Below are 25908 nucleotides of genomic sequence, written 5' to 3'. Positions count from 1 at the left end.
GAGACGCGGTTTCTAACCGCCCTTTTCCCATAAAAACTGCTGTAATTCACAAATTATCACTCCTAACTTCTAAGTAACTCAATGTTCTTTAGACTCTGAAATAAAAGTGCGACTTTATCTAAATCCTTATCTCCTGGTGTCCGTTCCACACCACTAGATAAATCAACGCCGCTAGGATTAAGCTGATTTAGGGCTTGCACAATATTATCGGCTGTTAGTCCTCCTGCTAAAAGCCAAGGACAATTGGGGCTAAATTGCTCTAGCATTGTCCAATCTAAAGTTTTGCCTGTACCACCCAGTTGTTGCGGATGGTAAGCATCAAGTAACAAAGTATCTACGTATTTTGTATAATTAGCTGCTGTCTCTAGATGCTCAAGACTACGAATTCTCAGGGCTTTAATAATTTCAACATTAGGCAAAGCTTGACGTACTTGGTCGCAAAAGCTTGCTGATTCATCTCCGTGTAATTGCACACCAGTCAACCCAGAATCAGCAACTATCTGAATAATTTCAGAGATACTAGCGTTGGCAAAAACCCCAATTGTGTCAATATTTGCTGGTAGTTCTGACACTGCTGCCCGAATTTGGGATGTCGTTACGTAACGAGGTGAAGTGGGCACACAAATAAATCCTAGTGCCGTTGCGCCCAGAGAGGCGATCGCTACAGACTGTTGTGGTTGAGTAATGCCGCAAATCTTAACGCGCATGAAAATTTAACAAATTTAAACTAATTATCAAAAAAGTCTAAACTATCTAAAAAACTTTTGGGCCTTGTAATTTTATAATCTTGTAGGTCTACGTTAACTTTTCTATTCAGGAGACAAAAGCTTGATTTCCTCTATTTTACTAGCAGTAGCGGCATCTGTTCCTGCAACACCTACGTGGAATCCCACAGTAGGAATCATCATCAGCCTCAGTAGCTTAGTAGTTGTTTTGCTAAGTACTAAGATCGAAAAACCCCTAGTTGGCCCCAAGTTCCCTATCCTGCCAATTAGTATTCCTACATTCGTTGCTGCTGCGGCTTTTGGCCATATTATTGGCGTTGGCATCGTTTTAGGATTGACTAATATCGGTCGTCTATAGTTTTGTGATGACAGAGGTGTTACTTGTAACACCTCAATCAATACAATACTCCTAAAGACGATTTTAGGTAAAGTGAAGGACACTCGTAGGGGTACGGTATGCCGTGCCCCTACTTGCGATATAACGTTGTACCCCATCTGAATGAGAAACCCTATATCCCTCTTCTGTCACTCTCCGGGAGGGCGATCGCTAGAAGCCTGATGAGGCAATCAATACAAGCTATACTATTAGAAAAAAATTGGTCTTGTATTTGTTATTAGATAAAGAATCGCGCGATCGCTTGCTATACAAAAGCTCTAGAATCCAGAAATGGCAAATGTTTTCGGAGAGTGACAAAAGAGGGATATATCCCATACCCAATTCTCAATGCTTCACTTCAGCGTTTTGCTCGCTGAATTTTAGATTTTAAACTTTGGATAATGTAATTTAATATTCAAAATTCCAAATTAAAAAAGGTCTGAGAGCAAGCGAATTTGAACGCGAGAATCAATCTAAAATCCAAAACCTAAAATTAATTGATCGGCCTCCGACTTAATTGCTGAGGTCAATCTAAAATCCAAAATCTAAAATCTAAAATTGTTTGATATGCATTAATTGTCTATTCTAGAAATAAGAGCATTATGTCACTCGGCACTACCGAATTGATGCTCAATATAAATGTATGTACGAATACGCATAGTATCTCGGTATAAAAAGTACTAACAGTATCTAGTTATAGGGCAATATAATGCAAGCAAATTGGAGAATTGGGTCATTATTTGGAATTCCCCTGTTTTTAGACCCTTTATGGTTTGTGATTTTAGGATTGGCAACTCTCAATTTTGGGGTAGCTTATCAAGAATGGGGAAATATAATCGCTTGGAGTGCTGGAATAGTTATGGCACTGCTGCTATTTGGTTCGGTGTTGTTACATGAGTTGGGTCATAGCTTGGTAGCCCGATCGCAAGGCATTAGAGTTAATTCAATTACCCTATTTATGTTTGGCGGAATTGCTGCCATTGAAGAAGAATCTAAAACTCCTTTGAAAGCCTTTCAAGTAGCGATCGCTGGCCCTTTGGTGAGTATTATCCTATTTGTCCTGCTCCGTCTGGCAGCTTTTATAATACCTGATACGAATCCCCTCAGTGTCATGGTTGGAGATTTGGCGAGAATTAACTTAGTTGTGGCTCTATTTAACCTGATTCCTGGCTTACCTCTAGATGGAGGACAAGTGTTAAAAGCAGCACTATGGCAAATCACAGGTAATCGTTTTCAAGCCGTACACTGGGCTGCAAGGGCTGGGCAAATATTGGGTTATAGTGCGATCGCTTTAGGATTTGTTGTCGATTTCGTCACCAGAGAGTTAGTAGTTGGTTTGTGGATTGCGCTGTTAGGTTGGTTTGCTGTCCGCAACGCTAACACCTATGACAACATGACTACATTGCAAGAAAGCTTGCTCAAAGTGGTGGCGGCCGATGCGATGACTCGTGATTTTCGCGTCATTGATGCTGACCAGACATTGCGTTCCTTTGCTGATTTATACCTCTTAGAAACTGCTCCCTCACAGGTTTATTTTGCTGCTTCTGATGGACGTTACCGAGGTCTAGTTTCCATTGACGATTTCCGTTTAACCCAAAGAGGTGAATGGGAAACCGAAACCTTGCACAGCATAGTGCGTCCGCTGACAGAAATACCTACCGTTGCAGAATCAACAACAATCGCGGAGGTCATTAACAAGCTAGAAAATGAGCAGTTACCGAGAATTACCGTCCTTTCTCCCGCTGGGGCTGTCGCTGGTGTCATTGATCGGGGGGATATTGTGCGATCGCTAGCACAAAAGTTAAATTTGCAGATAACCGATGCTGAAATTAAGCGCATCAAGGAAGAAGGTAGCTATCCATCTGGGTTGCAACTGGGAGTAATCGCGAAATCAGCTACAAATTAAACGTCATACACTCGTCATAGGTTTGCAATAGATACGTCAAGAGCGTGTGTGATATTGAATTTGGTATTTGGTTACAAAATGCTTTTTTTGGGTAAAAGGTAGGTTCTCCTACCTTTTTTATTTTTCAAAGTATGGCATTACCAAACAGCCCATCGTAGACATCGCCTCAGCCTCAGATGATGGGAAATTATTAAAACTTCAAGTTTAAAGCGAGTAAAATGGAGGAACGTGATATACTACACCTCTCACTCACCCTGGTTTTATGGCACTGCCAATTGTTGCAATTATCGGACGCCCAAATGTGGGCAAATCCACCCTGGTTAATCGACTCGCCGGGGAACAAACGGCGATTGTCCATGATGAACCGGGAGTGACACGCGATCGCACTTATCTTCCAGCTTTCTGGAATGGTCGTGAATTTTTAGTGGTAGACACTGGTGGTTTAGTTTTTAATGATGATACCGAATTTTTACCACTGATTCGCCAACAGGCAATGACAGCCCTTGCAGAGGCGTGTGGCGCTATTTTTGTCGTCGATGGTCAAACAGGCCCCACATCGGCAGATTTAGAAATCGCTGAATGGATGCGCCAACAACCCGTCCCTGTGCTACTAGCTGTAAATAAATGTGAATCCCCAGAACAAGGCTTAATGCAAGCTGCCGAATTTTGGGAATTGGGATTGGGCGAACCTTACCCCATCTCCGCGATTCATGGCAGTGGCACAGGAGAGTTACTCGACGAGTTAGTTAATCACATCCCTGCGATTGAAGACATCCCAGACACGAATGAAATTAAAGTAGCAATTGTGGGACGCCCAAATGTGGGCAAATCGAGCTTACTCAATTCTTTTGTCGGCGAAGAAAGGGCAATTGTCAGCCCCATTTCCGGCACAACCCGCGATGCTATTGATACCGTCATTGAACGAGCCGGACAAACCTACCGCTTGATTGACACTGCCGGTATTCGCAAAAAGAAACACATCGAATACGGCACAGAATTTTTTAGTATTAACCGGGCTTTCAAAGCGATTCGTCGCGCTGACGTGGTTTTATTAGTAATAGATGCCGTAGATGGAGTTACTGAGCAAGACCAAAAATTAGCTGGGCGGATTATCGAAGAAGGTCGAGCCTGCATCATTGTCGTAAATAAGTGGGATGCTGTCGAAAAAGACTCTTACACAATCTACGACTACGAAAAAACTCTGCAATCACGATTACATTTTACCGAGTGGGCAGAAACAATTTTTGTGAGTGCCTTGTCAGGACAACGGGTAGAAAAAATTCTCGAATTGGTGAAAACGGCGGCGGAATCACACAAACGTCGTGTCAGCACATCAGTGATTAATGAAGTTTTAACAGATGCCGTCAGTTGGCATTCACCGCCAGCATCTCGTGGTGGGCGTCAGGGCAAGATTTATTATGGTACACAAGTAAGTAGCCAACCACCAACGATCGCACTATTTGTCAACGACTCCAAACGCTTCAACGACAACTACCGCCGCTACATTGAACGGCAATTTCGTCAACAGCTAGGATTTAAAGGCACACCAATTATTTTACTGTGGCGGAGCAAAAAAGTCCGTGATGCCGAAAGTGGTAATGTTAATAGAGCAACTCGCGTCAAAATAAGTTAGGAGTTAGAAGTTAGGAGTTAAGAGTTAAGAGTTATGAGTTAAAGTCAAAATTGCTAACTATAGAACCCTATCGACTTGAGTTTGATAGCGGCACAAGGTGAAAGTTATGAGTTAAAGTCAAAATTCCTAACTCCTCACTCCTAACTCCTAACTCTATAACTCTAAAATGGATTTATTGCGATCGCTGCCACTTGGACTTTATTTAGAACAACCCCAAACTTGGCTACATAAAATCGATCCGCGAGTCAAGTTCGCCTGGTTGATGAGCTTTTTAACAAGCTATGTTTTAGCCAACAACTTTTGGCGGGTGCTGCTGGTGGTAGTATTGATTCTTGCCACCTTGATTGCCAGAATTCCCCGACGCGTATGGCAGCAGCAAATGGGTTGGCTATTAATGCTATCGTTTTTTGTGCTAGCGATCGCAGCCATTAGTCCTGATGGATTGGGTGTAGATTATCAGTCACGTCTGCCAGCTAACGAACAAATCTTAACCCAGCCCGCAAATTCTAATAATATTAAAGAGCCACCAGCCGAGAAAAAAGCATACAGCTATGTGCTATTTCACAAAGGCCCGGTTAAAGTAACTCGCTACTCCTTGAGTTTGGCGGTACGCTTGAGTACACTTATATTTACCGTCATTTACAGCACCAACCTCTATCTGCTGACAACCGCACCAGAAGAAATCACATCTGGCATAGAAAGCCTAATGCAACCCTTGCGACGCTTCAAGTTGCCTGTCACAGAAATTGCTTTAACTTTAACTTTGTCCTTGCGCTTTATTCCCTTGGTTTTAGAAGAAGTGCAAAATTTATTTCGTTCCGTGATGACAAGGGCAATTAATTGGAAAAAGCTGGGATTGAAAGGAGCATTCAAGGTTTGGATGACAGTTGCAGAGAGACTTTTAGAAAATCTGCTGTTACGAGCCGATCAAATGGCAAATGCCATGATGGTACGGGGTTTTACCAGTCCCAATGAGCATCGAGTCCAGTGGCACGATTTACGATTAAAAGGGCGTGACTGGCTGGCGATCGCAACTTTAATATTATTCTGGGGAATACGACTAGCTATAGGAACTCAGGCGTAATTTTGCACCGAGAAAATGGTAAGAGGTAATATAGCAGAATTCAGGAGTCAGAATGGGCTAAACGCCCCGCTATCGCTAACAGGAGTCAGAAGTAAAACAAAACATTAAATCGCCGTCTCTACCAAATACTGATTATTGTAGAGACGGCGATTCATCGCGTCTCTTGCCTTAACCGAACAGTATTGAGCTATAAGTAACAATATGGTAGGGTAATTTGAACAGCTACCCAGCCATAAAATTGATCCCCTAGCATTTCCTGTAGATTTTAGCTATTAACCAGCCTTACTCGAACACTACAAACTAATCTCAATATTTTTGACCGACACCCTTATGAATCTCTGCACAATGCTCAGGCACAAATTCCACCACTGAAAATACTGGATAATCAATAGACCTTTTGCATAAATGGTAGTTTTCTTTCCAGTCCCCAATCCCCAATCCCCAATCCCAATTTTGTGCCATTGGGCGACAGTTGTGGCAGTATGGAAAGAAGTTGAAAAATTCGTCGTTGCCGTTGGGAACTTCAAAGGGTGTTTTTCCTTCCTACGTCGAGCTTTCAACCAGAGGATCGGGAATATTTTGTACCTTGTCCCTACAGATTGCAAATTGAAGTCACCAAAGCAGATGGTGATATTTCTCCACCGCCTCTACTCTTTGAATCTACGCTTCGCGGCTTTTGTTGTACCATTGCGCTTCACTACCACTAGCTTCATCTGCCCATTAGGAACTAGATCGAGGTCTTCGTAACCGCAGCTTCGCATTTTAACCAAATATTCTGACGAATGTTGGTATTATCGTCTGAATGTTTGGAATTCACTGCGAAAAGATATATATACTTCCACCTTGACTACACCTTGACTCTTAAATGAATCCAGAAAACGCAGAAACTTACATAAACCATCCAACTTGGGGTTTACTCTACAAAATCTGTATGGTTGATGAAAACCAGGATTTGTTCACCACACTTTATGCCCAGCGCTTATTTTTTTTGGTGGCAAATGACGTTAAAGGTGTCAAATTCCAGTCTCTAGGACGTACTGAGGCGAGAATGATGTTGGAAAATCGCTTACGTACCCTGCGGCGCAGTGGGCATTCTCAGGAGTACGATCAGCTTCAGAGTGTTTTCCAGCGCACCTTCCAATGAACAGTTCGATTTCCGAACGTATTCTTTCCATTCGTTCCTCACTACCAACGTCAGTCAAATTGATTGCTGTTAGCAAGCAAGCTTCTGCCGAGGCTATTCGGTCTGCATACAACGCCGGAATTCGTGATTTCGGGGAAAGTCGTATCCAAGAAGCTGCCAGCAAACAAGCCGAGTTGCAAGACTTACCGGATATTACCTGGCACTTTATTGGACATTTGCAAGGCAATAAAGCCAAAAAAGCCATCGAGCATTTCCCTTGGATTCACTCCGTGGATAATTTGAAGCTGGCACAGCGCTTAGACCAATTGGCGCAACAGCTAGAAGTGAGTCCCCAGGTTTGCCTGCAAGTGAAAATTCTCCCCGACCCCAACAAGTCTGGTTGGAGTGTGCCAGAACTTTTGGCTGATTTACCCACACTGAATCAATACAAAAGTTTACAAATTCAAGGTTTGATGACAATTCCGCCATCAGGATTAAAAGATTCCGAAATTCTCAGTGTGTTTAATCGCAATCGTGAGCTAGCCAAAGAAATCCAGGAGCAAAATTGGTCGCATATTAAAATGCAGCACCTATCTATGGGTATGTCAGGCGACTACGAACTGGCAGTGCAAGCAGGCGCAACGATGGTACGATTAGGAACAATCTTGTTTGGCGATCGCTCTTAGCCAATTAATCATCAGCCTTACAGGGCAGTATTAATAGAAGCTAAGGATTTGTTGACAAGAATTTTCTAACAGACTGGTGCAATCCGAAACAAAGGATATAGTATTGACAAGAGCAATCGCCAAGGGAAAATGGGGTATAAAGAAGTTTCCTTCGGATAAACCTTAGGATATAATCTTGACTCGTTATTATGTTTAGGCGATGCACAGACCTTTCCAATAAGTGTCGGTTCATCGCCAAAACCCGTAGTATGGGCTACAACTAGCAATACACTTGCTGAAGTATCCACCGATGTAGCGGTCGCTCCTATCTCAACTAATCCTCAGCCAAGTCAATACAGGCTATTCGCACCAGGAGAGTACACACACAATGAACAACATTTTTTCCAAACTCAGAGACTTTGTAGGTCTAAATGAGCAAGTGGAATACGAGTATTACGAAGAAGAACCAGAAACAGATAATAATAATTATCAAAATCTGTATCAGCAAGAAAATCCCCAGCCAGCACCACAAGAGAGTCCAGCCGCTCAAAATCGACGCTGGCGGGAACCAGTGCCTACAATGGGAGATGATATGACAGCAGGTCAAAAGCCAATGGGGAATGTGATTGGTATGCCAGGAGCAATTAACGGAATTTCGGAAGTTTTAGTACTCGAACCACGCACCTTTGAAGAAATGCCCCAGGCAATTCAAGCGTTGCGCGAACGCAAGTCAGTGGTATTAAATCTGACAATCATGGACCCCGATCAAGCTCAACGAGCAGTAGATTTTGTTGCAGGTGGTACTTACGCACTAGATGGACATCAAGAGCGCATCGGTGAAAGCATCTTTTTGTTTACACCAAGTTGTGTCCAAGTTAGCACCCAAGGTGGCGTTCTTCATGAAGTACCACAACCACCAGCACGTCAATCTCGCCCAACTACAGGTACTCCAAATCAAAGCTGGGGCAACGAAACTAACCGGATGGCACAATAAAGTTAAATTAGTAGTTAGTCCTTTGTCCTTTGTCATTTGTCCTGGGTTTTGCTCATGGTGACAAATGACAAACGACTAATGACCAATGACTAATGACCAATGACTAATGACTATAAAATTTGGCTTAATTGGTGGTGGGGTAATGGGAGAAGCACTCTTATCCCGCCTTATCGCGCGTGGAATTTATCAATCATCAGAAGTTATAGTTAGCGAACCGCTACCTTCACGCTTAGATTTTTTAAAGCAGCAGTACGGTGTTGCTGTGACGACAGATAATAGTCGGGTTTTCACGGAAGCAAAAGAAGTTCTCTTTTTGGCAGTGAAACCGCAGGTATTTAGTGCGATCGCTCAAGAATTAGCACATATTGATATTCTTAATAGAGAACATTCACCCCTAATTATTTCCATTTTGGCGGGTGTGCCCTTAAGTCAGCTAGAAGCTGCATTTGTGCAATTGCCAGTAATTAGAGCAATGCCCAACACCCCGGCCACTGTGGGAGCAGGAGTTACCGCGATTTGTTCAGGTGCATATACCAATGCCAAACATCACCAAATAGCACAGCAAGTTTTTTCTGCTGTGGGTGAAGTCGTAGAAGTTTCAGAAGGGCTGATGGATGCAGTTACAGGGCTATCTGGTAGCGGCCCCGCTTACGTGGCGTTGTTAGTAGAAGCACTTGCAGATGGCGGAGTCGCCGCAGGTTTACCTAGAATAATTGCCAATCAACTAGCCTTGCAAACTGTACTGGGAACAGCGAAACTGTTACATGAAACCAAAATGCACCCAGCAGAACTCAAAGATCGCGTTACCAGCCCGGGCGGTACAACCATTGCGGGGATTGCCAAGCTAGAACAGGCAGGATTTCGTTCCGCTTTAATTGAAGCAGTCAAAGCTGCCACAGAGCGATCGCAAGAGCTGGGAAAATAAATAAGAGAAGAGTCCTTTGTCATTAGTCATTAGTTTTAGACAAAGGACAAATGACAAAGGACTATTAACGAAGTTGACAAAAGACTCGTTAGTATAGTAAACAATCTGGTTGCAAATGTGATTGAGTGAATTATCCTGCACCGTCTCCAGAACTTGACTTAGGGACTATATTTCCCTTTGATCTGGATCAGTTTCAAAAAGAAGCGATCGCGTCCCTGAACGCTGGACGCTCGGTTGTTGTGTGTGCCCCCACAGGTTCGGGCAAAACATTAGTCGGGGAATACGCTATTTATCGTGCCTTGGCGCGAGGAAAACGTGTATTTTACACCACTCCCCTAAAAGCGCTGTCGAATCAAAAATTACGTGATTTTCGAGAAAAATTCGGGTTTGATCAAGTCGGTCTGTTAACTGGAGATGCTTCCATTCATAGGGATGCACCGATTTTAGTGATGACCACAGAAATTTTCCGAAATATGCTCTATGGTACACCCATTGGGCAAATAGGCATCTCATTGGTAGACGTGGAAGCGGTGATACTTGATGAATGCCACTACATGAACGATCGCCAGCGCGGTACAGTTTGGGAAGAATCAATCATCTATTGTCCCCGTGAAGTGCAACTGGCAGCCCTCTCAGCAACGGTTGCTAATAGCGATCAACTCACCGACTGGCTAAATCGCGTTCACGGCCCAACAGACCTGATTTACTCCGATTTTCGTCCAGTTCCCTTAGAATTTCACTTTTGCAATCCTAAAGGGTTATTTCCCCTGCTAAATGATAGCAAAACCAAAATTAACCCCCGCCTTCAAAAGAAAAAGGGGAAAGGGGGAGAAAGGGATAGAGGGAGAAGTGGTAGACCGGAGGCTCCGGGTATAATTTTTACCCTTAGTCAGTTAGAGCAACGGGATATGCTACCAGCGATTTATTTTATCTTCAGCCGTCGGGGATGTGATAAAGCAGTGGCGGAAGTGGGGGATTTATGGCTGGTAAATAGTGAAGAATCCCAAATTTTACGGGAACAAATTGATGACTTTTTAGCCCGTAATCCCGAAGCTGGGCGTTCTGGACAAATTGCCCCCCTATACCGAGGAATTGCTGCCCACCACGCTGGAATTTTGCCTGCTTGGAAAGCACTGGTAGAAGAACTATTTCAGCAAGGGCTGATTAAAGTAGTATTCGCCACCGAGACATTAGCGGCGGGAATTAATATGCCTGCTCGGACAACGGTAATTTCTACCCTTTCCAAGCGGACTGACACAGGACACCGCCTGTTAAACGCTTCGGAATTCCTGCAAATGGCGGGACGAGCCGGGCGGCGGGGGATGGATAAACAAGGTCATGTAGTGACAGTCCAAACTCCCTTTGAAGGAGCCAAAGAAGCGGCGTATTTGGGAACATCCAAGCCAGACCCCCTTGTAAGCCAGTTTACGCCCAGTTATGGCATGGTACTCAACTTGCTGCAAACGCATACCCTAGAGCAAACCAGGGAACTGATAGAGCGCAGTTTTGGGCAGTACATGGCGACCTTGCATTTAAGACCGGAATATGATGAGATTGCCGAATTACAAACCCAATTAGCTCAACTTCATGAGCAAATCGCCGCAGTTGATGAAAATGAACTGGCTATTTATGAAAAATTGCGGCAACGCCTGAAAGTGGAACGCCAGATATTGAAAACCTTGCAAGAGCAAGCACAAGAAGATAGACAAGAAGAATTGGGGATGATGTTGGGATTTGCAGTGTCAGGAACTCTGTTGAGTCTCAAAGGTAAAAATATCACAGTGTCTACACCCGTAACCGCAGTGTTAGTGGGCAAATCGCCTGGTTCCGGTCAAGCTCCTTACTTGGTATGCTTGGGACATGATAACCGTTGGTATGTGGCAACCACAGGGGATGTAGTCGATTTGTATGCCGAACTGCCGCGAATTGAAGTGCCGCCTGATATCCTGCCACCGCCAGAGATGCCATTGAAACCAGGACAGTCGCGCCGTGGTAATCAAGAAACATTTGCGATCGCTGCCCATATCCCCAATCCGATAGAATCTTTGCATCTAGCCCCAGAAGTAGCAGAACAACTCAGTCGCACTACCGCCGTCCAAGAGCAATTAGAAGCTCATCCCCTACATCAATCAGGCAATGCTGCCACGCTTTTCAAGCGCCGCGCCCGCTATGTGGAACTAGAAGCCGAACTCGAACAGTTGCAAGGGCAAGTAGAGCAACACTCACAACGTCATTGGGAAGAGTTTCTCAATTTAATCGCAATTCTGCAACACTTTGGCGCTTTGGATAACCTAGTGCCCACAGTATTAGGGCGAATTGCTGCCGCCATTCGAGGCGAGAATGAATTGTGGCTAGGTTTAGTATTCGCTAGCGGTGAATTAGACAACTTAGATCCGCATCATTTAGCCGCCGCCGCCGCCGGTTTGGTGATGGAAACGCCCCGTCCAGATAGCAAGGTTAACTTTGAGCTTAGTAATGAAGTTGCAGAAGCCTTAGCAAAATTGCGGGGAATTCGTCGCCAAATGTTCCAACTACAACGGCGGTATAACGTAGCGCTGCCTATATGGTTGGAATTTGAGTTAATCGCCATAGTGGAACAATGGGCGCTAGGAATCGAGTGGACAGAACTTTGTGAGAACACCACTTTAGATGAAGGCGATGTGGTGAGAATTTTACGCCGGACGTTGGATTTATTGTCGCAGATACCCCACGTCCCTCACTTGCCAGACTCTTTCCAACGCAATGCCAATCGGGCAATGCAGCTGATCGATCGATTCCCGGTGAATGAAGTGATTGAATAAACAAGACGCTCTGACGCACACAGACTACTTGAGAATTTCTGCGTCTTTTTCTCTCAGGACTTAAGCAAAATTAGACGCTGGAGAGGCAATTCATGAATTGCCTCTACAATGAATTTACATTTAGGGAACTCCAAGAAAAAAATTATCCAATCTTGTGGGGTGGGCATCTTGCCCGCCCACCCTATGGACTGGGCGGGCAAGATGCCCACCCCACAAGAATTAATTGAATATTTTTTTTTGGAAGTCCCTTAACCAAATAATAGTAGTGGTACTTCGTTAAAAATGCTTTTTTGGTTTTGTATATCTTCTATACGTGATTAATCACGTGTATCTAACAAAAGTTATAGTCGCTATCAACGCTATGCAATCTTAGTACACCAAGTTTCCAGTACCCTGCAACTGACGCAAAGAATTTATACATAATGGGCAGTCGCAGCCAAATACCCTAATTGCAGCATCGCTTTCCTCTTCAGTAAAGTTCAACATGGCAACATTGCGATCTGATACTGATGTGACAATAGTTGAGGGACTTGTAGAGGTATACGGACGTTTTCTCTCTGAATCTCGAATGCACACAAAATCGTTTCCACCATGTGGGTTAGTGATACAGGTGCGACCATCTTGTGTATGTAGTAATCGCTGCGTAATACTACCACTGGCATGGGCAGGATGAAATGCCACCAGCGTAGACATCATCGACACAAAAATTGAGGAAGTGGAAAGCAAATTCAGAAGAATTTTTTTGTTCATAGATTTCATTGAAAAAATTGTCTCCTAGCTTAGGGTATTCGATTCACTTTCAAACTTCAAGTGAATTCTTGCTGAGAATATTCTGCTTGACACTTATTACCTAAGAAAGTTCCATATTTACACAGTTTGAGCGCTAATTATGTAGGTATAAATAAACAATAATACTCATAAGCAAGACCTTTCGCCAGAGACCACGCTTGTATGTACTCAGCGACTAGCTTCATAAAGCTAGTAGGCACTTAATCGATAAACTGGCCTAGCTAAATATTATTACGTTAGTTATTGGCAAAAATGATAAATGGAAGCCAGAAATTGCTATATTTGATGTGAATAATCGAAGTTTTGTATAAGTAACTGCGGCAACCAGAGAAGGGGGTGTTCTTGTTAGGTATGTATTGAAATTAACTAAGAACTGCTATTATAAACAAATTTACCGGAACATTAAGATTTTTTTACATAAACAACAGGAATATTGTTTATATAGATAGCCTCATCTCAAGCATTAGGGACTTCCAAATAAAAAATATTCAATTAACTCTTGTGGGGTGGGCATCTTGCCCGCCCTATAGACTGAGTGGGCAAGATGCCTACCCCACAACATTGGATAATTTATTTCTTGGAGTTCCCTTAATTGAGTTTCAGGCATATCACCGCCCCGAAAACCCGCAACAAACCTTATTTTTTCTTAGCCAGTAGGTTTGAGAAAATCAGAAACGATTTAATAATCAAGCACTTATAAGTAGATGGGCTGAATTAAATATAATAAGACCCCCTCCCCTTGGCTTTAATCTTACTCCCCTTCTCTGCCAACGGCACGCGGCGCGATGCCTACGGCGGTAAACTACGCACCGAAGGGATTGGCGATCGGGTCTATTGGATATTTTTTACGCCCACTTACTTAGTTATTTGAGTTGACAAGGGAAAACACAAACATGAAATTGGCTTACTGGATGTATGCTGGCCCAGCCCACATCGGCACTCTCCGAATTGCTAGTTCTTTTAAGAATGTTCATGCGATCATGCACGCTCCCATTGGCGATGACTACTTTAACGTCATGCGCTCCATGTTATCGCGGGAGAGAGATTTCACTCCGGTGACAACCAGTGTTGTCGATCGCAACGTTTTGGCACGCGGTTCCCAAGAGAAGGTAGTAGATAACATCGTCCGTAAGGATGCCGAGGAACACCCAGATTTGATTGTGTTAACTCCCACCTGCACCTCTAGCATTTTGCAAGAGGATCTGCACAATTTTGTGGAACGAGCGCAGTTGGAAGCAAAGGGAGATGTAATGCTGGCGGATGTAAACCACTACCGTTACAACGAACTGCAAGCCGCCGATCGCACTTTGGATCAAATTGTCCAATATTACATTGAAAAAGCCCGCAAGCGCGGCGAATTGCCTGAGGGCAAAACAGCAAAACCCTCAGTTAACATTATCGGTACTACCACCCTTGGTTTCCACAATAATCACGACTGCACTGAACTCAAACGGCTGATGGCTGACTTGGGGATTGAAGTAAATACTTTAATTCCCGAAGGTGCTTCGGTGAATGACTTGAAGAAGATGTCCCAAGCCTGGTTTAACCTGGTGCCTTACCGTGAACTCGGTTTGACTACAGCCCGTTACCTAGAAGAACAATTTGGCACACCTTATATAGACATTACTCCAATGGGTGTAGTGGAAACTGCCCGTTGTATTCGCAAGATTCAACAGGTAATTAACGCTCAAGGTGCAGAAGTTGACTATGAAAACTTCATCAATGAGCAAACCCTGTATGTATCTCAGGCTGCTTGGTTCTCCCGTTCCATTGACTGCCAAAACTTGACTGGCAAAAAAGCTGTGGTCTTTGGTGACAACACCCACGCCGCCGCCATTACCAAGATTCTGGCGCGAGAAATGGGGATTCACGTTGTTTGGGCTGGTACTTACTGTAAATATGATGCAGACTGGTTCCGCGAACAGGTGAGCGAGTATTGCGATGAAGTGTTAATCTCCGAAGATCATGGTGCAATTGGGGATGCGATCGCTCGTGTCGAACCCTCCGCGATTTTCGGTACTCAAATGGAACGCCATGTTGGTAAGCGCTTAGATATTCCTTGCGGTGTAATTGCTGCACCAATCCACGTCCAAAACTTCCCCATCGGTTACAAACCATTTATGGGTTATGAAGGGACGAATCAGATTACAGATTTGATCTACAATTCCTTCACTTTGGGAATGGAAGATCACCTGTTAGAAATCTTCGGTGGTCATGATACCAAAGAAGTGATTACTAGAGGGATTTCTGCTGATTCTGACCTCAACTGGACAAAAGATGGTCAAGCAGAATTGAATAAGATTCCGGGATTTGTTCGCGGTAAAGTCAAGCGGAATACTGAGAAATTTGCCCGCGATCGCGGTTTCAAGGAAATTAACGCTGAAGTGTTGTACGCCGCCAAGGAAGCTGTCGGAGCCTAGTTTAGAGTTGAATTGAGAAGATTCAGGGGTGAGGAGTTATATATACTCTTTACCCCTATTTTTTGGAAATAATCCTGCCTCGCTACCATAACAGCACTTACGTAGAAAGACGCTACGCGATCGCAATGACAAAAAACCTTACCTTTGCGTAAGTAAATCCTGAATGTTTTCAAGAAATCCAACAGAAATATATGAAGTTTTGTAACAAAGTGCGTAATTATTACTAGCCAAGCTGATTTCATAATTACGAGAGTTCGCAAGAGCGTTAGAAACCTAATGCTTTCGTGCCACTCTAGACTCTGTATCGTTGATTCCTTTATTGCCAAACTGTACTAATGAAAGTCAATTGAAATTAGTACATCACAAGATACGTTCACACATTGACTAATCTAAAAGGAAATTAAAATTCATGGAATCTCAAACTTCACAGCAAGCAGTTATTGATCCTCAAAAATTACAGCAGTTACAAGACGAACTTCAGCAGGAATTGCATGCAATTCTGAAGAATACTAAATTCGGTCAGATACTCAAAGATTACGGTATATCAACACAAGAAGTTCTGCAATTTCAGTACACACTTGATTTCACTAAACTCCAATCTACTGATGCTGGTGGAGATCAGCAAGTTCAGCAATCTTTGCTAGCAATTCCAGGTTCACATATCAGACTATCAACTTGCACTTGTTGGTCAAACGATCTAGATAGATTTGTTGATTGCCCATGCCATTAATCCTTAACAGTTTTGTAAACTGAAATACCAAAGTAAGTGCCTCTAAAATTAATCAGCAATATTTCCAGTAATTAAGTTGGTAATACTGCTAACTATTAATGAGCAAGCTTATCAATATTTAAGTTAAAAATATTGCTCTAGAATAGGGGAATTAATAAACTTTCGTAGAGGCGTAATAATTTTGCGCCTCTAAACTAATATTATTTGGAATGACCAATATTATCATATTAAAAAAATACAAAAACCTATACTAAGGATTTGAATATCGTAGTTTATTGAGACAAATATAGTTATATAGTTAGTTTATTAAATAGAGATACCAATACGGTTAAGTTAAGGTTTTTTGATAAAATTTTAGACCGCAAAGATCCGATAAATCGCCCGCCGTCAAGACGAAATACTAATTATTGTAGAGACGGCGATTCATCGCATCTCTTACCTGAACCGAACAGTATTGATAGAGGTACAGCGTCACTATCATTTTTTAAAGGAGTTTATTATTCATCATGAGTATTTTGTATGGCAGGTTTAGAGGGTTAGGAATTTTAACAAGTGGAGCAATAGCTTTCTCTGGAACTTCTGCTATTGCCCAAATCACTCAAGATGCTACTCTACCTAATAACTCTCAAGTTACAACACAGGGCAATCTCACAAATATTGAAGGTGGAACCCGATTAGGAAGCAACTTATTCCACAGTTTTAAAGAGTTCTCTGTACTCAACGGGACTACCGCTGAGTTTAAAAATACTGAGGGCATTCAGAATATTATTAGCCGAGTAACAGGCAATTCAATTTCTAATATTGATGGCATCCTTAAAGTTAACAGCCCAGCTAACCTGTTTTTAATTAATCCCAATGGAATTATTTTTGGTACTCATGCTTCTTTAAACATCGGTGGTTCATTTATTGCAAGTACAGCGAGTAGTCTCAACTTTGCCGATGGTACAAAGTTTAGTGCCACAAATCCCCAAGCCACACCCTTGCTGACAGTAAGTGTTCCTATTGGTTTGCAATTTGGAGCAACTGCTGCTCCCATCCGCAATCAATCCCAGGCAGCTAGTTCTGATGGCGTAATTAATATCTTTCGGAAACCAGTTGGTCTAAGAGTGCGGCCAGGCAAAACCTTGGCACTTGTGGGCGGTGATATCACGTTAGAGGGCGGCAATTTAACAGCAGCGTCAGGACGAATTGAGCTAGGCAGTGTAGCTAATAATAGTCTGGTCAGTCTCAAACCAATGAACCAAGGTTGGGTCTTTGGATATGAAGGTGTAAAGAATTTCCAGGATATTAAATTAATTCAACGGGTGACTGTTGATGGGCTTAAAATTCCATCTCAGGTAGATACTAGTAACAGACTTGGTAGCGGCGGTAGTATCCAGGTACAGGGCAGAATAGTAGAACTAAGTGGCAATCTTGTGAGCTTGATAAGTCAAACCAGGGGTAACAGAAATGGAGAAGATATAACCATTAATACTAGGAAATTAATTGTTCAGGATGGCGCACAAGTAAGTACTTCTACTTTAAGTAGCGGTTCAGCGGGAAATTTGATAGTGAATGCCTCGGAATCCGTCGATTTAATTGGTAGCACCTTACCAAATACTATTACTGGGTTTATTGGTATAAGTGCTGGTGTAGGAAAGGCGGGTGACATTACAATCAACACTGGCAGATTGCGTATTCAAGATGGGGCAAGAATAACAGCCGAGTCTAGTGGAGTGATAGATAACTCACAAGTGATTCCATCTGAAGGAAGAGGAGGAAACATAATTGTTAACGCCTTGGATTCAGTAGAGATAGCCGGAAGCTCAGTGACAGATAACGCCAGTGGTTTGTTTGCTTCCACTCTAAATTATGGAAATGCAGGACAAGTGAACATCACCACAGGGAAATTGATTGTCCGCGATGGAGCTGAAATAAATGTGAGTGTTAAAGTTCCAGATATTACAGTTTCTACAGGAAATGCAAGTAATCCAGGCACACCAGGCGCACTCAACGTAGCTGCTAACTCCATATTTCTGGATGAAGGAACACTCACATCTAATAGTGATTCAGGTAAGGGTGGTAACATCACGCTACGAGTGCGGGACTTATTATTGATGCGCCACAATAGCCAAATATCCACTAATGCTGGGGGTGATAAAACTGGCGGTAATATCACCATCTATGCACCAAATGGCTTCCTTGTCGCCACTCCCTTTGGAAATAACGATATCACCGCCAACGCCAACCTTGGCCCTGGTGGTAAAATCACAATCACTGCTAAAAACATATTTGGTTTTGTGCCGCGCACCCGTACAGACCTAGAGAGGCTATTAAATCCTAAAGAGCCACTAGATCCAAATAGGCTGCCAACAAGTGATATCACTGCATTCTCTCAGCAAAACCCTTCATTAAATGGTACTGTACAAATCAACTCACCAGATGCCGACCCCAGTAAAGGATTGGTAGAATTGCCCGTAAATCTAGCTGATGTTTCGCAGCAAATTGTTGCTGGTTGTAATTCTAGTAGAGCAATAGGAAGGAGTTCATTTATTACTACTGGGCGTGGAGGACTAGTAGCCGATCCCACAGAGCCATTGATCGCTGATGATGCCGTGTTGGCAGATTGGATCACACTCTCCCCAGAACCTCAGAATCGTGCTGAAGATGTTCAGAAAAAAGTGGTTGTTCAGGCACAGCGAAATACAGAAGGAAAATCACAGAAAGTGAATTCTGTCAATGAACCTACTCAAATTGTAGAAGCCCAAGGGTGGATTATAGATGCGAATGGGAACGTAGTTCTGGTTTCTCAAGTACCTACAGCAATGCCCCATAACTCATCGCTCACCGCTACATCTTGTGCTGCTCGTTAAGATATTAGTCTGGATTAGTTTGGACTTAGGGACTGACAAATAAAAAAGTATCCAATTAACTCCTGTGGGGTGGGCATCTTGCCATTAGTGTCAAGAGACCCACCCCACAATATTGGATAATTTATTTCTTGGAGTTCCCTTATCAAAGGATTTATAGCTACTTATTAGATAATATCTAGGTTAGCTTGTGTAGTATATCAGACAAAAATACAGATATTCAATGCCCTAAAATCGAGAGATATTAAAGGTTCATCCTAACGAAACGTATATGGGGTAAGAATAAAACTATATTTGTCTGCCATAAATTACATCTCTAGATACTAGGCAGTTTAAAAACCAGGCATTTATATTTAATATATAAGATTGCTATCTTACAGATTAGAAATCCATAAGTTAAAGAAATGCCATTTTTATATTTTCTTTGTTATTTTGTATTTAACGGGACAGTTCTTCATGATTTGGTGGGTTTAAATAACAATTAGTTAAACAATTTCCCTTCCAAAAGATGGATGTGAATTGTTTGCATTGTGCTTACTTTGCTTCTAAATCTACAAGCACAATGTAAATTGTCCAGACAGATTACATTGTAATATTTTGAATCGGCAAATAGTTCATCTACACAAGGAAAACCTTGCCTAAAGCTATGCTTAAAACAAATAATCAGCGTATTTTTCTGAGTGCTTTTATTAAACCTTTAGAAGAAAATAATCAAACAGTTAATAAAAAGCAGTTTACTCAACCTAAATTAGATTTACTGCAACCATTACGTCAATGGCTGGATCAAATTCAGATTCAGAATAGTAAATCAGCCAAATTTATTGCTAAACTAATCCCTGCTCAGTGTCCATTCGAGCGTGATATCATGCTTTTTGGTCGCAAAATAGGACACATTCCACCAATGTGTAAACTAAATCCACTTTATAACGAACTTGTTTACTTGCGTTTTCGGGCTTTGTGTTATCTAGTAGATCAGTGTGGAGAGGATATTCAATCCTACTGTTGAACATAACTAGAGAAAACACGATATGGAAATTAAAATTGAGCATCAAGCCAGACAAGAGTATCTCAATGAATTGGGTGTATTTAAATGGGAAATTTGGAAAAAGGAAGTTTCCAAATTCCCTTGGACTTATGATTCTCAAGAAACTTGCTACTTTTTGGAAGGTGACGTAGTTGTTACTCCTGATGGTGGACAGCCAGTGCAAATGGGTAAAGGTGATTTAGTTATTTTTCCTGCTGGTATGTCTTGCACATGGGAAATTACAATGGACGTGAAAAAACATTATTATTTTGATTAGCGATCCCTTATGCTTTTTGATTATTCAGAAAACCAACATCTGATAACTCAATTTTGATTTTTATTATAGAGAGGCTCGCAGCGAGTATCATCAGACCGAGTTGTAGAATCAGTAAATTGCATCTATCAATATCTGTCAAAACTCGTTACAACTCTATTCTTTAAATAATATTGCAGTAGTTATAGAGTCCTGGATTCTCAAAGGATACAGTTGGCGAATATAGTATTTTCCAATCTAGTAAGGTACACCCGCAAGGGCACGGCAGTGCCCCTGCGGGTGTCAATTTAAGCTTAAATTTCTTTAAAACCCAATAGGTTCAGCTAAGGATAATTGGTCTATTGAAGACGTGATTTATCGCGTTTCGATATGAGGATTTTAGGCTTATCTGAACTGTATTGCTTTAAAACCTCGTTTCTAGCCTCCGGCTGGAAATGCAACTTAAAAGCGGCTCTGCCGCTAGCAAGAGAGGCGCAGCCTCTAGGACAGCATTCTCAATCGGAGACTGGGAACGAGATAATATCTAAAAGCTGGTTCTAGGCTTGCTTTCATGTTAAGTTGACACGTATTGATTTTTGAACAGATACGTAGGGTGTGTTAGCGTTTCGCGTAACGCACCCTACAAATACTTAATTTTATTCAAAAATCAAACCGGATTCCTATAGTAATTGGGATTAGTTTACTATAAGTAGTTTTAATTTTAATAATATTATAAAATTACAAATGGCTTTTTTGCTAAAGTTTTTGAGGTAATATTCCATGACTATTTGGGTAAATGAGCAAATCGATCCTTCTGGGATGATTCATGCCTGTATTGCCACTTGTAATGAATCTCAAGCTAAAGATTGTCATGATTCTTTTGAGAATAATTTGACCGAGACGCAAAAGGCCGCAGGTTGGGTAGCGCGATTACGAACAGTTGATTCTTGGGATGAAGTTCCAGTGAATTCTTTAAAACTCAATTAATTGGGTGTTATGGAAAGTAAGCTGCATAGCTGAATGCCTTTATTTTTTCTGCTTGCCTTTGGCAAAACTCTCACACGCTTTGCTTAACTAGACATCTGTATAATCAAGTTTTGCTGACAGCTATATCATTTTGGTTTTGACTGCAAATTATATGGGATGGAGGTTATTTTTTGGGATTTTGATTGATCATTTTTCAGGCGCGTAGGCGTAGCCTGCCATAGGCATCGCTTGTCTACGACACTTGCACCTATGCCAACGCCTACAGCGATCGCAGCAAATCCCATTAGAACAGGTTAATAAAGGTTAAAATTCGGATTAAAATTATCAAATCATTAGTAACTACTTGCAAAAAAAGCAGCATATTAGAGAAAAATGATGCTTTTTTGGAACTTTTAAGAGTTATTATCAATACCAGAGATTAAATTAAAAATTTTGTATAAACCTAATCAATTTAGTGAACTATCCCAAGGTTTACACTTCGGAGCAAGCCTGTCCCATTAATTTAGTTGGTGAAGCGGGACAAGCGGTTCAAATTTCAATTCATCCTCCCAGTCAATATATCTGTGCCAACTGCGAACGGATATTACCAGATTGGAAACGACAGCCATTTTTACGGGTAGTGATTGTTTTACAACGATCGCGTTATCAATTAGTTAAAAAGACAGCAGAGGTAGAGACCGAGAAAGAACGCCTGCGAGAAAAGTTTATGAGATTTGGCTGCGATTTAGCATTTAATCTACGCGATCGCGGCTATTTAACAGACCTGATCGACCCTCGTACAGGCTATCCTTTATTGTCCCATCCGGGAGCGATCCCCCACGATGACACAGCAGTTGTCAAAGCTTTGCTCAACTATCCAGTGATCAAAAATCAATGCCGTGTACTAGTGCATCCCGATTGGGGTGCAGCAGTTTATCCTAGCATTTTGATATCAGAAGCTCCCCCAATTGTGATCGAATGGGTTACAAAAAGCATAGCAGCTATGCATGGGTGGAGAGAAATTGATTATTAGTAAAAGGTATTTGGCTCCAAGTTTCTACAGGAATATCATCTTTACTATCTGAGTACGATTGCTCACTGCATTAATAGTATAATCAAAATCATAAATCTGATACAATGCGAATTTTTTTCTCAAGCATAGTTTGTTTTAGATGCTGATACAAAGTATCATCGTGAGTTAGCAAAGCTCGCTTAGTTTTCGTGTTGACAATTAAATATCTTGCTTCTTTTTCTGAAGATGAGGCATAAAATTTTAACAGTGCCCAATTAGGTTCTTGGTCATTCCATAGATATGAGAAATCTTCTAAATTTGTATTCATATCAATACCTATTTTTTTAAAACTTTTTCTTATTACTTTTTGTCTACAGAAATTATCTGATATCTGCCCTCAACTATTTTTCGGTCGTCGCAATTTTTGAGAACCAATTGGGCCGAGAATTTGGTTCAGGCTACGCAACTGTTCTGCTGTACCCATACCAATTAGCCGATCGCCTGGCATTAACACCGTATCGCCTGTGGGGCCACCGATTAAAGTCCCATCAGCGCGGCGAATTGCCAAAACTAATGCCCCAGATTGCGATCGCAATCTCGCTTTTTGCAAACTCTGACCGACAAAGGGACAAAAAGCCGGATCGAGTAAAAATTCTTCCATATACAACTGACGGTCTGCACCTGTCAAAATTCCATCTACAAAGTCTAAGACTTGGGGTCTAAGAGCCGCAGCAGCCATACGTTTTCCACCAGTGATATAGGGGGATATGACTTCATCTGCACCACCGCGTCGTAACTTCTGCAAAGCCTCTTCTGTACTTGCCCGTGCAATCACCCGAATTGCCGAATTCAGTGTTTTGGCTGACAAAACAATATATAAATTTTCGGCATCTGAAGGGAGTGCTGCAACGATACATATTGCCCGTTCAATACCAACTTTCAGAAGTGTGTCATCTAGGGTAGCGTCACCTTGATATGCTGTGTAACCTTCAGTCTGCGCCCTTTGTACAGATTCCATGTCAGCATCAATCACTACAAAAGGTGCGTCTTCTGCCCGAAATTCCTTGGCAATTTGACGACCAGTGCGGCTAAATCCACAGATGATGTAATGTTCTGATAGAGATTCCATTAACCGCCTCTGTTGCTGTAGCCGAATTCCTTCTTGAAAGTAGCCTTGGATGATCGCTTCTGTAAATCTGTTGACAATGTAACCGATATTGACTACACCCAACAAAATCAAGGCAATTGTAAACAACCGTCCTCGGCTACCGAGTGGGTGAGTTTCTCCATATCCCACAGTTGCTAAAGTGATAACTGTCATGTAAGCCGCATCTTCCCATGACCAGCCTTCCACTAACCAGTACCACAAAGTGCCAATAAAGAAAACACCGCCGAGAGCGATCGCCCCAGCCATCAACTCCTTTTGGATACGTTGATATTTTTGCTCAAGTGTTGAAAATGAGGTAACAATAGTACTTTTAACCTACTTTTTCTAGTTTTCTGCTAGCTTTTTAGCATTCGTCCTTTTCAGTATATTTAAACTAAGTAAGTGGGCAAGAAGAAATCGGGTGGATCGGAGATTATTTTATTAAGGGAAATCGTCAAAAATGTTACTGCATTTAAGTACTTGGCAAGAAGTCGAAGCTTATTTACAGCAGTCAAAGGGGATTATTTTCCCTATTGGTTCCACAGAACAACATGGGCCAACGGGGTTAATTGGTACTGATGCTATTTGTGCAGAAGCGATCGCAGCTGGTGTAGGTGATGCAACGCAAGCGATCGTTGGGCCTACAATCAATGTGGGCATGGCACTGCATCATACTGCTTTTCCTGGCTCAATCAGTCTGCGTCCCAGCACTTTGATTCAAGTAGTACGAGATTATGTAACTTGTTTAGCCAAAGCTGGTTTTAGCAAGTTCTACTTTATTAACGGACATGGTGGTAATATCGCCACTCTGAAAGCGGCTTTCTCAGAAACTTACGCGCACTTAGAAGATTTGCAGATTCCCAATGCTCAACAGGTGCAATGTCAAGTGGCAAACTGGTTTATGTGCGGTTCGGTATATAAGCTAGCTAAAGAATTATATGGGGATCAAGAAGGTTCTCATGCAACGCCAAGTGAAGTAGCGCTCACTCAGTATGTTTATCCAGAGGCGATTAAGCAAGCATACCTTTCACCAGAAGTTGCAAGGGGACATCGGATTTATAGCGCTGCTGACTTTCGAGTGCGTTATCCAGATGGACGTATGGGTTCAAATCCGGCTTTAGCAACGCCTGAACATGGTAAGCAATTTTATGATTTGGCGGTGAAAGAACTTAGCAGTGGGTATTTGGAATTTGTGAACGCACAATAAAAGTTCTGGAAAGACGCTGTGGAGATGCTAATAAAATTGCGGTAAATTGCCCAGACGGTGCCTGGCAAATCTAATTTAGATACTGAAATTTCGCAAACACTGTCTGCGGAATCTAATTTATCCACTTTAGCCCAAGGATTTCCTTTAGTCTCAGGCTTTTTGCTCGGATGTTCCAGTTCTGAGGTCGAAACTTGAGGATTAAGTTTGAATGATCTTATATCTTGCACCAGGTGACTGGAAGTCGCAGCTACACAGGCGAAACCCACCTACGTGGGTTTAAAAACCTTTGATTTTCTCTTAGTCCACGGAGGTGGACTTCGTTTGTATAGCCGCGATTTCTAATCGCCAGGGCTAGGTGCAAGATGTGAGTGATGGGATATGTATGCAGCAATCCATGTATCTGGCGATAGCTGGGTTTGTAAATCACTCATTGTCTAACCCTCCCGCCAAAAGGAAAACTTTTGTTTCTCGGCAAGGTCAACAAATGCACTTGCAACTTCATCTAAATTATCCTGTGTTGGGATGATATTATCCTGTGTTGGGATGATTTTATTGAATTGACTCCACACATTCTCAAATTTTAATGATTAGAACACCAAAATTGAGCCTCTGAACTCGGAAGTTGCACCTTTTTACTCAAACGTTGAACCTTTGAACTCGGAAGTTGCACCTTTTTACTCGAACGTTGCGCCTTTGAACTCGGAAGTTGCACCTTTTTGCTTGAACGTTGAGCTTTTGAACTCAAAAAATGAAGCTCAGAACTCGGAATGTCGTGCTTTTAATTCCAACATTCAAATTCTGAACTTCAACGTTGCACCTCAAAAGTGCAACTACCGAGCTATTTTCTACAACGCAGCTTTTTGAGACTTGGATTTTCCAGGTTTACGAGCAAATCGTTGCCCCATTTCCACAACTACTGCATCTAAACCTGCACCTTGTCCACTGGCTTTAGCATAGTTATACACCTGCAACGCGGCTGCATAAGCTTCACTACCGACTGCAAGAGATTATCATCTACCAACTCTTGTAACTGCGTCAACGACAACAACACCGGATACAACGCTTCAAATAATTGCACGTCCTTCCGCATCTCTTCTAAGTCAAACGATCGCGGTAAAAACTCTGGATTCTGCGCCGCCACCTCTAATGCTTTACTCACAAACGCCCGACTTTTATCGCCCATCTGGTTGAGTCGATGGAGGATATTATTCCCCGCACCTCTCAGTTAAATCTGGGCGTGCGACTTTCGCCGCACCCAGCTTCCGATGTTCTTAGCTTG

The 25908-nt window shown here is 42.2% G+C and carries 22 protein-coding genes and 1 pseudogene; 18 read left to right on the top strand and 5 right to left on the bottom strand.

The genetic code is table 11. The features are described from left to right. Positions 1–62: 62 nt before the first annotated feature. Positions 63–707 carry a phosphoribosylanthranilate isomerase gene (locus V7L31_RS06175; protein ID WP_334695433.1) on the bottom strand — a complete coding sequence of 215 codons (645 nt, stop codon included), beginning with the start codon at positions 705–707 and terminating at the stop codon, positions 63–65. 121 nt (positions 708–828) lie between these two features. On the opposite strand from V7L31_RS06175, the gene psaK reads away from it, so the two are divergent. The 9 genes from psaK to V7L31_RS06130 all read left to right on the top strand — a co-directional run bounded on the left by psaK (position 829) and on the right by V7L31_RS06130 (position 12232). Continuing rightward, positions 829–1083 (top strand): photosystem I reaction center subunit PsaK, encoded by a 255-nt coding sequence (psaK, locus tag V7L31_RS06170; protein ID WP_334695432.1) that lies wholly within the window; start codon positions 829–831, stop codon positions 1081–1083. 727 nt (positions 1084–1810) lie between these two features. Further along, a complete protein-coding gene (locus V7L31_RS06165) occupies positions 1811–3007 on the top strand; it encodes a site-2 protease family protein (RefSeq protein ID WP_334695431.1) in 1197 nt (398 codons plus the stop codon). Positions 3008–3269: 262 nt separating this feature from the next. Beyond that, positions 3270–4640 carry a ribosome biogenesis GTPase Der gene (der, locus tag V7L31_RS06160; RefSeq protein WP_334695430.1) on the top strand — a complete coding sequence of 457 codons (1371 nt, stop codon included), beginning with the start codon at positions 3270–3272 and terminating at the stop codon, positions 4638–4640. A gap of 166 nt (positions 4641–4806) precedes the next feature. After that, complete coding sequence (locus tag V7L31_RS06155) at positions 4807–5724, top strand: energy-coupling factor transporter transmembrane component T family protein (RefSeq protein WP_334695429.1); 918 nt, start codon at positions 4807–4809, stop codon at positions 5722–5724. Positions 5725–6589: 865 nt separating this feature from the next. After that, positions 6590–6868, top strand: coding sequence for a transcriptional coactivator PipX (gene pipX / locus V7L31_RS06150; protein WP_069068710.1), 279 nt, complete (start codon positions 6590–6592; stop codon positions 6866–6868). Further along, a complete protein-coding gene (locus tag V7L31_RS06145; protein ID WP_334695428.1) occupies positions 6865–7533 on the top strand; it encodes a YggS family pyridoxal phosphate-dependent enzyme in 669 nt (222 codons plus the stop codon). Before pipX ends, V7L31_RS06145 begins: the two co-directional genes overlap by 4 nt. Positions 7534–7900: 367 nt before the next feature. Further along, on the top strand, positions 7901–8506 hold the full coding sequence (locus V7L31_RS06140) for a cell division protein SepF (protein ID WP_334695427.1): 606 nt from the start codon (positions 7901–7903) through the stop codon (positions 8504–8506). Between the two features lie 106 nt (positions 8507–8612). After that, entirely contained in the window at positions 8613–9431 is an 819-nt protein-coding gene (proC, locus tag V7L31_RS06135; protein ID WP_334695426.1) for a pyrroline-5-carboxylate reductase, read from the top strand. A gap of 125 nt (positions 9432–9556) precedes the next feature. After that, positions 9557–12232, top strand: coding sequence for a DEAD/DEAH box helicase (locus tag V7L31_RS06130; protein ID WP_334695425.1), 2676 nt, complete (start codon positions 9557–9559; stop codon positions 12230–12232). 369 nt (positions 12233–12601) lie between these two features. Here V7L31_RS06130 and V7L31_RS06125 read toward each other — a convergent pair whose 3' ends face one another. After that, complete coding sequence (locus tag V7L31_RS06125; protein ID WP_334695424.1) at positions 12602–12982, bottom strand: hypothetical protein; 381 nt, start codon at positions 12980–12982, stop codon at positions 12602–12604. A gap of 778 nt (positions 12983–13760) precedes the next feature. Here V7L31_RS06125 and V7L31_RS06120 point away from each other — a divergent pair. The 8 genes from V7L31_RS06120 (at position 13761) to V7L31_RS06085 (ending at position 22296) form a co-directional block, all read left to right on the top strand. After that, positions 13761–13892 carry a hypothetical protein gene (locus tag V7L31_RS06120; RefSeq protein WP_334695423.1) on the top strand — a complete coding sequence of 44 codons (132 nt, stop codon included), beginning with the start codon at positions 13761–13763 and terminating at the stop codon, positions 13890–13892. 22 nt (positions 13893–13914) lie between these two features. Beyond that, positions 13915–15441, top strand: coding sequence for a ferredoxin:protochlorophyllide reductase (ATP-dependent) subunit B (gene bchB / locus V7L31_RS06115; protein ID WP_334695422.1), 1527 nt, complete (start codon positions 13915–13917; stop codon positions 15439–15441). 409 nt (positions 15442–15850) lie between these two features. Continuing rightward, positions 15851–16171 carry a hypothetical protein gene (locus tag V7L31_RS06110; protein WP_334695421.1) on the top strand — a complete coding sequence of 107 codons (321 nt, stop codon included), beginning with the start codon at positions 15851–15853 and terminating at the stop codon, positions 16169–16171. A 506-nt stretch (positions 16172–16677) separates the two neighbouring features. Continuing rightward, positions 16678–19023 carry a two-partner secretion domain-containing protein gene (locus V7L31_RS06105; RefSeq protein ID WP_334695420.1) on the top strand — a complete coding sequence of 782 codons (2346 nt, stop codon included), beginning with the start codon at positions 16678–16680 and terminating at the stop codon, positions 19021–19023. A 643-nt stretch (positions 19024–19666) separates the two neighbouring features. Further along, positions 19667–20026 (top strand): Mo-dependent nitrogenase C-terminal domain-containing protein, encoded by a 360-nt coding sequence (locus V7L31_RS06100; RefSeq protein WP_334695419.1) that lies wholly within the window; start codon positions 19667–19669, stop codon positions 20024–20026. Between the two features lie 22 nt (positions 20027–20048). Next, positions 20049–20321: a cupin domain-containing protein gene (locus V7L31_RS06095; RefSeq protein ID WP_334695418.1), complete on the top strand. Its 273-nt coding sequence runs from the start codon at positions 20049–20051 to the stop codon at positions 20319–20321. A gap of 756 nt (positions 20322–21077) precedes the next feature. After that, positions 21078–21284, top strand: a complete 207-nt coding sequence (locus tag V7L31_RS06090) for a glycogen debranching protein (protein ID WP_292716925.1) — start codon at positions 21078–21080, stop codon at positions 21282–21284. A gap of 454 nt (positions 21285–21738) precedes the next feature. After that, positions 21739–22296 (top strand): methylmalonic aciduria and homocystinuria type D protein, encoded by a 558-nt coding sequence (locus V7L31_RS06085; protein ID WP_334695417.1) that lies wholly within the window; start codon positions 21739–21741, stop codon positions 22294–22296. 88 nt (positions 22297–22384) lie between these two features. On the opposite strand, the gene V7L31_RS06080 is transcribed toward V7L31_RS06085, so the two are convergent. Together V7L31_RS06080 and V7L31_RS06075 are read right to left on the bottom strand one after the other, a co-directional pair. Then, entirely contained in the window at positions 22385–22603 is a 219-nt protein-coding gene (locus V7L31_RS06080; protein ID WP_334695416.1) for a hypothetical protein, read from the bottom strand. Positions 22604–22672: 69 nt separating this feature from the next. After that, a complete protein-coding gene (locus tag V7L31_RS06075; RefSeq protein WP_334695415.1) occupies positions 22673–23689 on the bottom strand; it encodes a potassium channel family protein in 1017 nt (338 codons plus the stop codon). Between the two features lie 193 nt (positions 23690–23882). Here V7L31_RS06075 and V7L31_RS06070 point away from each other — a divergent pair, with 193 nt between their 5' ends. Beyond that, positions 23883–24629, top strand: a complete 747-nt coding sequence (locus V7L31_RS06070) for a creatininase family protein (protein ID WP_334695414.1) — start codon at positions 23883–23885, stop codon at positions 24627–24629. Between the two features lie 845 nt (positions 24630–25474). Here V7L31_RS06070 and V7L31_RS06065 read toward each other — a convergent pair. Next, positions 25475–25821, bottom strand: a pseudogene (locus V7L31_RS06065) (hypothetical protein); the annotation flags it as partial. Positions 25822–25908: the final 87 nt, after the last annotated feature.

It is taken from the genome of Nostoc sp. (assembly GCF_036916655.1).
In the GTDB taxonomy this organism is placed as follows: Bacteria; Cyanobacteriota; Cyanobacteriia; order Cyanobacteriales; family Nostocaceae; genus Nostoc.
This window is presented reverse-complemented; position numbering and strand designations above follow the sequence as displayed.

What these genes read in the sequence shown, in the direction of transcription:
- V7L31_RS06155 (WP_334695429.1), top strand. Translation starts at nt 4,807, where the DNA reads ATGGATTTATTGCGATCGCTGCCACTTGGACTTTATTTAGAACAACCC.
- V7L31_RS06165 (WP_334695431.1), top strand. Translation starts at nt 1,811, where the DNA reads ATGCAAGCAAATTGGAGAATTGGGTCATTATTTGGAATTCCCCTGTTT.
- der (WP_334695430.1), top strand. Translation starts at nt 3,270, where the DNA reads ATGGCACTGCCAATTGTTGCAATTATCGGACGCCCAAATGTGGGCAAA.
- V7L31_RS06125 (WP_334695424.1), bottom strand. Translation starts at nt 12,982, where the DNA reads ATGAACAAAAAAATTCTTCTGAATTTGCTTTCCACTTCCTCAATTTTT.
- V7L31_RS06090 (WP_292716925.1), top strand. Translation starts at nt 21,078, where the DNA reads ATGACTATTTGGGTAAATGAGCAAATCGATCCTTCTGGGATGATTCAT.
- bchB (WP_334695422.1), top strand. Translation starts at nt 13,915, where the DNA reads ATGAAATTGGCTTACTGGATGTATGCTGGCCCAGCCCACATCGGCACT.
- V7L31_RS06175 (WP_334695433.1), bottom strand. Translation starts at nt 707, where the DNA reads ATGCGCGTTAAGATTTGCGGCATTACTCAACCACAACAGTCTGTAGCG.
- V7L31_RS06110 (WP_334695421.1), top strand. Translation starts at nt 15,851, where the DNA reads ATGGAATCTCAAACTTCACAGCAAGCAGTTATTGATCCTCAAAAATTA.
- pipX (WP_069068710.1), top strand. Translation starts at nt 6,590, where the DNA reads ATGAATCCAGAAAACGCAGAAACTTACATAAACCATCCAACTTGGGGT.
- V7L31_RS06145 (WP_334695428.1), top strand. Translation starts at nt 6,865, where the DNA reads ATGAACAGTTCGATTTCCGAACGTATTCTTTCCATTCGTTCCTCACTA.
- V7L31_RS06140 (WP_334695427.1), top strand. Translation starts at nt 7,901, where the DNA reads ATGAACAACATTTTTTCCAAACTCAGAGACTTTGTAGGTCTAAATGAG.
- V7L31_RS06095 (WP_334695418.1), top strand. Translation starts at nt 20,049, where the DNA reads ATGGAAATTAAAATTGAGCATCAAGCCAGACAAGAGTATCTCAATGAA.
- V7L31_RS06100 (WP_334695419.1), top strand. Translation starts at nt 19,667, where the DNA reads ATGCTTAAAACAAATAATCAGCGTATTTTTCTGAGTGCTTTTATTAAA.
- V7L31_RS06080 (WP_334695416.1), bottom strand. Translation starts at nt 22,603, where the DNA reads ATGAATACAAATTTAGAAGATTTCTCATATCTATGGAATGACCAAGAA.
- proC (WP_334695426.1), top strand. Translation starts at nt 8,613, where the DNA reads ATGACTATAAAATTTGGCTTAATTGGTGGTGGGGTAATGGGAGAAGCA.
- V7L31_RS06105 (WP_334695420.1), top strand. Translation starts at nt 16,678, where the DNA reads ATGAGTATTTTGTATGGCAGGTTTAGAGGGTTAGGAATTTTAACAAGT.
- V7L31_RS06070 (WP_334695414.1), top strand. Translation starts at nt 23,883, where the DNA reads ATGTTACTGCATTTAAGTACTTGGCAAGAAGTCGAAGCTTATTTACAG.
- V7L31_RS06075 (WP_334695415.1), bottom strand. Translation starts at nt 23,689, where the DNA reads ATGGCTGGGGCGATCGCTCTCGGCGGTGTTTTCTTTATTGGCACTTTG.